6 protein-coding genes are annotated in these 7,814 nt (G+C 36.7%); 4 read left to right on the plus strand and 2 right to left on the minus strand.

The annotated features are described in order from the left end of the window. Positions 1-666 (plus strand): family 1 glycosylhydrolase (locus IKV95_RS00005; protein WP_287451266.1); only part of this gene is annotated, 666 nt, incomplete at its 5' end. A 190-nt stretch (positions 667-856) separates the two neighbouring features. Here IKV95_RS00005 and IKV95_RS00010 read toward each other — a convergent pair. Continuing rightward, positions 857-1,837 (minus strand): LacI family DNA-binding transcriptional regulator, encoded by a 981-nt coding sequence (locus IKV95_RS00010; RefSeq protein ID WP_069125747.1) that lies wholly within the window; start codon positions 1,835-1,837, stop codon positions 857-859. 16 nt (positions 1,838-1,853) lie between these two features. Next, a complete protein-coding gene (locus IKV95_RS00015; RefSeq protein ID WP_152792247.1) occupies positions 1,854-3,326 on the minus strand; it encodes a sucrose-6-phosphate hydrolase in 1,473 nt (490 codons plus the stop codon). A gap of 302 nt (positions 3,327-3,628) precedes the next feature. Between IKV95_RS00015 and IKV95_RS00020 the strand changes: the two genes are divergently transcribed. The 3 genes from IKV95_RS00020 to scrK all read left to right on the plus strand — a co-directional run bounded on the left by IKV95_RS00020 (position 3,629) and on the right by scrK (position 7,704). Beyond that, the gene (locus tag IKV95_RS00020; RefSeq protein ID WP_287451267.1) at positions 3,629-5,074 is read left to right on the plus strand and encodes a sucrose-specific PTS transporter subunit IIBC; all 1,446 of its coding nucleotides are present in this window, start codon (positions 3,629-3,631) and stop codon (positions 5,072-5,074) included. Between the two features lie 73 nt (positions 5,075-5,147). Then, positions 5,148-6,830, plus strand: coding sequence for an alpha-glucosidase (locus tag IKV95_RS00025; protein WP_287451268.1), 1,683 nt, complete (start codon positions 5,148-5,150; stop codon positions 6,828-6,830). Further along, positions 6,823-7,704 (plus strand): fructokinase ScrK, encoded by an 882-nt coding sequence (gene scrK, locus IKV95_RS00030; protein ID WP_029090720.1) that lies wholly within the window; start codon positions 6,823-6,825, stop codon positions 7,702-7,704. Before IKV95_RS00025 ends, scrK begins: the two co-directional genes overlap by 8 nt. Positions 7,705-7,814 lie beyond the last annotated feature (110 nt).

Here is a 7,814-nt window from a genome sequence, read left to right on the forward strand (position 1 = left end):
GCGATGCGTCAACGTTTCTTCTTTGCAGATGTTCATTGTCGTGGTGCTTATCCCAACTATGCATTGAAAGAATTTGAACGTGAAGGATACGATATTACAATCACAGAAGAAGATAAAGACATTTTGCAAAATGGTACTGTTGATTATATTGGGTTTAGCTACTATATGTCGACCGTTGTAAAAGCAGATATTACTCAAGATAATACGGGAAATGTCGTTAATGGTGGACTCGCAAATGGTGTTGAAAACCCTTATATTGAATCAAGTGATTGGGGTTGGGCGATTGATCCAACTGGCTTACGTTATACAATGAACCGTCTCTATGATCGTTATCAATTGCCGTTATTTATTGTGGAAAATGGTTTTGGTGCGATTGATGAATTAGAAGAAGATGGCAAGATTCATGATGACACTCGTATTGATTACTTGAAGAAACATATTGATGCACTTGAATTAGCGGTGACTTATGATGGTGTACCATTGATTGGTTATACGCCATGGGGAATTATCGATTTAGTATCATTTACAACAGGAGAAATGAAAAAACGTTATGGGATGATTTATGTTGATCGTGATAATGAAGGGAACGGCTCAATGAAACGTTATAAAAAAGATTCCTTTGAATGGTACAAAAAAGTAATTGCAACGAATGGTAAAAAACGCTAAAAAATGTAGCGCTAAATAATAAAAGGACAGTACTCCTGCGATTATTTGCAAGAGTACTGTTTTTGTTTTGATGAAAGTCAACAGACTTTATTTATTATGACATCTAGGAGTTGAAGAGAGGTACAATAAAAAAAGCTAAAAAGACCTTTAAAGGCATTCTTAGCTTAAAATTATTTATTGTTTATTGTGGTTAACATGATTCCGAAAGTGAAACACGCGCGGGTAGACTATATGTTTCTTCTAAAATAACATCAGCATCTTCGATTCGTTTCATTAATAATTCTATCATGACATCACACATCTCATCGATAGGTTGAACGACTGTTGAGAGATAAGGAGCTAGTTGATGGAGAAGTTTAGTGCCATCATAACCCACAACTTTTAAGTCAGTTGGGACATTGATGCCGATTCTTGTGGCAATATTGATAACTGTGACTGCTGTTAAGTCATCTGTACAAAAAATACCATCAATAGACTCATCTTTCAGTAGTTTTTCAATTTCAATCTGCTTTAAAAGTTCAGATGAATCACTTTTTAAGCGGATGCCATTTGTTTCGAGGTTATGTGCATCCATCACTGCTTTGTAACCATCAAAACGGTAATCACTAGGGGAAGCAGTGTCGTTAGCACCTGTAATAATAGCGATATTTTTTGCGCCACGAGCGATTAATGCTTCAGTGGCAGCTTTACCACCTTCAAAGTTATTTGATGAAACAATCGGAATCCCTGGAGCTAAAAAACGATCGAAAGAGATGATTGGCAGGGTAACATTTTGATATTCATCAATGTTGAGATTGTGACTACCAGCGATAACACCATCTACCTGATTTGCCGATAACATTCGCAAATACTCACGCTCTTTTTCAGGATCTTTCTCGCTATCGCACAAGATGACTTTGTATCCTTTGGCAAAAAGTTTTCGTTCGAGATTTTCGATCAGCTCACCATAAAAGGGATGACGAACAGATGGGAATACCAGACCAATCAGCATAGTGCTTTTACCTTGCAAGCTACGAGCGAGGCTATTTGGTTGATAGTTCAATTCACGCATCGCTGAATGAACTTTATCGATTGTTTTTTTACTTAAATAACCATAGTTATTAATTACACGACTAACAGTTGTGGCACTTACGCCTGCGAGCTCTGCAACGTCTGTTAATTTCACTACCATATCATCACCTCATGTTTTAGTTGTTAGTTCTTTCTAAATGATAGAATGAAGCCGTTTTTATGTTTTTTAGATGAAGGTATGTTTGATCTGTATCAGGGAAGAAACGACCAGTCAGTGTTCGCTCACCTTGATTGATGTATATTTCAATGACCGAAGTATCTGCGAAAATATTGACTGTGATGTTTTTTTCTTTAGAAACTTCAGCGGTACGAACATGACCAAATGCTTCTGCAAAAGGAATGCCAACATTACTTCTATCAAGGGTAATTTTACCATGATTCGCATCGATTGTAAGCAGTAAGCCACGACTATTTTTTTCATTAGCAAACAGAGTGAGTGTACTTACTTCGCCAGCAGGCACTTCAACTGCTAATTCGTAAGCAGTGCTTTTTATGTTAGTGGTACCAGCTGTTAATTTAGTTTGTTTCTGACGCAGGTTAAGTGTTTCTGAAACAGGATATTGGAATAATTCCCCGTTTTTTAGCGTCAGCTCTTTAACTAAACTTAAACAATTTGACCATCCTTCTGTGTCGGTAGGATAAGTTATATCGGGTAAACCAATCCAACTTACTGCAAGCGCACGTCCATCGGGTGCATTAAAAGCTTGTGTAGCATAGACATCAAAGCCCTCATCTAAGTTAGCCAATGACGACGGATTGATTAATTCATTGTTTGCAATATCAAACTCATCTGCGACAACATACATGTTGGGGAAAATATTATCATACTCTTTGATGTTTTTATCTAAACCTTGAGGGCAAAATAAAAGGAGAGGTTTGTTATCGATAAATACTAGGTTGGGACATTCCACCATATAACCTAAAGGCTTTGTAGTAAAAGTTAATTCACCAAGCTGTTTGAAATTTTTAACATCTTTGTCTGCCGAAAAATAAGTAAGGATTTTCCCTTCTCCTTCTAAATTTTTGGCTCCAATAACCATGGCAAATCCATTGTTGTAAGGAAATATCATCGGATCGCGAAAATCATCTGTATAGTGAGAATCTTCGGGGAATAGTGGCTGAGCAATTTTTGTAACAGTCCCATTGGTGTCCATCCAAGCACCGTTTTGATACGCATGACGTGTCCAATCTTTATCACGTACATTTCCTGTGTAAAATAGAAACAGCTGGTCATCAATTGGTAAAGCCGAACCTGAGTAAACACCGTGTGAGTCAAAGGGTGTATCTGGTTTTAAAGCGAGACCTTCGTATTCCCAATGAACTAAATCAGTCGAAGTAAGATGTGCCCAACTCTTTAAACCATGTGCACCGCCGAATGGGAAAGATTGATAAAATAATTGCCATTTCCCATTGAAATAGGAAAAGCCATTGGGGTCGTTCAATAAACCCGTTTCAGGCTGTATATGATAAGCAAGTCGCCATTTAGATTGAGCAACTGTCTTTTTTAAATTTTCTTTATATGTAGCATTCCATTTTTCATACGGGAGATAACGAAGTTCGCTTGTCCATTCAGTGATTATCTTTTCCATAAGAGCTCCTTTAGGGTCATTTATGTAAACGACCAATTTGTATTTCAGGATGTAATATCCTGCTATATTCATAAGTTTTATTTATAATACCTTCAATGAAATGATAACGCTTTATTCACTTAATGTCAATCGTATGACATAGATGTAATCTATATTTATATTAGCTTTTTTATAATTAAATATTAATTATTTAAAAAATGTGATAAACGGTTGACATAAAATGAAAACGGTTGTATTATTCAAGTTATAAAAGCGTTTTCAAAAAGGGAATCTAATAAATAAGTGAAAAGGGGAGATACATAATGAAGCATAAAGAAGTAGCCCAACGAATAGCCCAAGCGATTGGAAAAGATAATCTATTAGGAGCCGCACATTGCGCCACACGATTACGTTTAGTCATCAAAGATACTTCTAAAATTGATCAAGTGGCACTGGATGAGGATGTTGATTTAAAAGGGACGTTTGAAGCAAACGGTCAATATCAAATTATAGTGGGTCCTGGTGATGTTAATGATGTTTATGCTGAATTTGTTAAAATTACAGGTGTTGGTGAAGCAGATAAAGATGAATTTAAAAAAATGACAACTCAAGGTAAAAAAGAGAACCCGATTATGGCATTGATTAAAGTCTTATCAGATATATTTGTGCCGCTCATTCCTGCATTGGTTGCGGGTGGTCTCTTAATGGCCTTGAATAATGTTTTAACAGGCGTCGGTTTATTTGGTCCCAAATCAGTTGTGGAGATGTTCCCTGGCATTAAAGGCGCAGCAGAAATTATTAACATGATGGCATCGGCACCTTTTGCTTTTTTACCTATTTTAATTGGTATATCAGCTACAAAACGTTTTGGAGGAAACCCTTATCTTGGAGCAGCAGCTGGTATGATGATGGTGATGCCTTCGCTCGTTAATGGTTATGGCGTAGCTGAAGCTGTTGCAACAGGAACAATGCCACATTGGGATCTCTTTGGTCTTCAAGTTGCACAAGCTGGTTATCAAGGACAGGTTTTACCAGTCATCGCTGTTGCTTGGATTCTAGCGACATTGGAAAAATTCTTCCATAAAAAATTAGCCAATGCGATTGATTTTACTTTTACACCGATGTTAGCAATTATTATCACTGGTTTCTTAACATTTATTGTGGTTGGGCCAGTCTTGCGAGTTGTATCTGATGCCGTTACTGATGGTATCGTATGGTTATATGCAACAACAGGAGGGATTGGTTCAGGAATCTTCGGTTTCTTCTATTCTGCGATTGTTTTAACAGGTCTACATCAAAGTTTTCCAGCCATTGAGACAACTCTACTAGCCGATATGGCAAAAACAGGCGGTTCATTTATTTTTCCAATCGCAGCAATGGCGAATGTCGCGCAGGGGGCAGCAACGTTTGCAATCTTCTTTATTACAAAGAATAAAAAGCAAAAAGCATTGGCTTCATCTGCAGGCTTTTCAGCAATGTTAGGTATAACTGAACCAGCAATGTTTGGGGTTAATCTTAAATTAAAATTCCCCTTCTTTATTGGTTTAATCGCAGCAGGGATAGCTTCAGCAGTGATTGGCTTCTTACACGTTTTAGCAGTTTCAATGGGGCCAGCGGGTGTCATTGGCTTTATCGCAATTAAGCCATCTTCAATCCCCGCTTTTATGTTGGGGATAGCGATTAGTTTTATAATCGCATTTACTACAACATATTTTTATGGACGAAAAAAAATGGTTGAAGAAAACATTACAAGTGCTGAAGAAGCATAAAGAAAAATACTCAAATTGATAAAAGTAGTATATTAGATTATTTATCATATAGTAAAGTTAAGGAGTGGTGATAATGACGGACAAATGGTGGAAAGATGCTGTAATTTATCAAATATATCCAAAGAGCTTCAATGACACGAATGGCGATGGTATTGGTGATATTGCGGGCATCAAAGAAAAATTGCCTTATTTGCAGAATTTAGGAATCGACGCTATTTGGATAAGTCCAATGTATTTATCGCCACAAGTAGACAATGGTTACGATATTACTGACTATCGTTTGATTGATCCGATGTTTGGTACGAATGAAGAGATGTATGAATTGATTGAGTTAGCGCATGAAAAAGGTATGAGAGTTATTATGGATTTTGTTGGCAATCACACGTCAGATAAATGTCTGTGGTTTGAAGAAAGCCGTAAAAGCAAAGATAATTTTTTTAGTGATTTTTATATTTGGAAAGATGCTAAAGAAGATGGCAGTGCACCAAATAATTGGGGCAGTTCATTTGGTGGATCAGCATGGACTTGGGATGAAACGCGTCAACAATATTACCTTCATTACTACGCAGCAGAGCAACCAGATTTAAATTGGGAAAATGAAACTGTTCGTTCCTATATTTATGACATGCTACGTTTTTGGAAAGGTAAAGGTGTTGATGGTTGGAGGATGGATGTCATCACATCTATTTCTAAAAATCAAGATTTTCCTGATAATGATAAGCCACTTACAACAAAAAATCAGCAAAATGGACCTCGTATGCATGAATTTATCCATGAAATGAATCAAGAGGTATTAACACCTTTTGAAATGATGACTGTCGGTGAAAGTCCAGCAGCCAAATCACATGATGCGCATTTATTAGTAGCACCAGAGCGTCAAGAACTTGATATGATTTTTACTTTTGAACATATGCATGTTGATCGTGTGCCAAATGATATAAATGGTCGTTGGGCGCATCAAGCATTAGATTTGATCATGTTAAAACGTGTGTTGAGCAGTTGGCAAGAAGAGTTACGAAATAAAGGGTGGAATGCTTTGTATTTTGAAAATCATGACCGTGCACGTGTTATTTCACGTTGGGGTAATGATAAAGAATACCGCTACGAATGCGCCACAGCCTTTGCCACTGTTTTGCATGGTTTACAAGGAACGCCTTATATTTATCAAGGAGAAGAAATTGGTATGACAAATCCTGAATTTTCATTGGAAGAGTATCAGGATATCGAGTTAGTTGGTAATTATCGTCAATTTGTTAAAGAACGACAAACAATGACGCATGCTGAATTTTTAAAAGCTGTCCATAAACTCTCACGAGATAACGCTCGGACGCCAATGCAGTGGGATAACTCAAAAAATGCGGGTTTTACGACTGCTACTCCATGGTTTAAAGTTAATCCAAACTATAAGACGATTAATGTAGACCAAGATTTAAAACAAAAAAAATCTATATTTAACTATTATAAAGCTTTAATCACATTACGACATGATTACTCTATCTTAAAAAATGGTACTTATGAGCTCTTACTACCTTCGCATAAAGAATTATTTATCTATAAACGTGTCGAAGGTGAACGTGCATGGTTGATTGTCGTTAATATGAGTGAAACGATACAATCAATCGCTCAGGTTACTGATTTTATCACAGAAAAACACACGTTTATTTTAGTGAATTACCAAAATCGTAAAGCGCTCGACGATGATATCCAACCGTATGAAGCTATTATTATTGAACAATGGGAGAAAAAATATGAGTGAAAAACTATTAGGTAGTATTGAAGCTGGTGGTACAAAATTTGTGTGTGCGGTGGGGAATTTTGAATATGAAGTAGTTGAGACTGTTCAATTTCCAACCACAACACCAATGGAAACATTACAAAAAGCAATTGATTTTTTTCGGAAATTTGATGTGGCCGCAATTGGAATTGGCTCTTTTGGTCCAATCGATATCCATGTTCATTCAGCAACATTTGGGCATGTGTTATCAACACCAAAGAAGGGTTGGGCAGATTTTGATTTTGTTGGAACATTAAAAAAAACAATTGATGTGCCCACTGTTTTCACAACAGATGTGAATTCATCTGCTTATGGTGAGTATATTAAAGGTGCAGCACGTGAAGCGGATTCAGTGCTATACTTTACAATTGGAACGGGTATTGGTGGTGGTGCAATTCAATCAGGTGAATTTATTGGTGGAATTAACCATGCTGAAATGGGGCATGCGCTTGTCAAAAGGCATCCAAGAGATAGTGGTTTTAAAGGTGTTTGCCCCTTCCATGGTGATTGTTTAGAGGGAATGGCAGCAGGTCCATCAATCGAGGCTAGAACAGGGATTAAAGGTGAAAAAATTCCAATTGAAGACGATGTATGGGATACACAAGCCTATTATATTGCACAAGCAGCTTATTCGGCGACATTGACATTAGCCCCTGAAAAAATTATTTTTGGTGGAGGTGTTATGAGTAGACCCCATATGATTGAGTTGGTTAGAAAAAATTTCGTAATGATTAATAATCATTATGTAAAAACGCCACCTATTGAAGAGTATCTTATTACAACGGGTATTAGAGATAATGGTGCGGCAACGTTAGGTAATTTTGCATTAGCATTAAAAGAGTTCATTAAAAATTAACCATAAACAATATAAGAAGCTAGAGACGTTTATTGACAACGTTTCTAGCTTTTTTGAATGGATAAATAATAAATCTATCGATAGTAGTCTGTTACACATAATTTGTTTCA

The organism is Brochothrix sp. (assembly GCF_017549435.1).
GTDB classification, from domain to species: domain Bacteria; phylum Bacillota; class Bacilli; order Lactobacillales; family Listeriaceae; genus Brochothrix; species Brochothrix thermosphacta.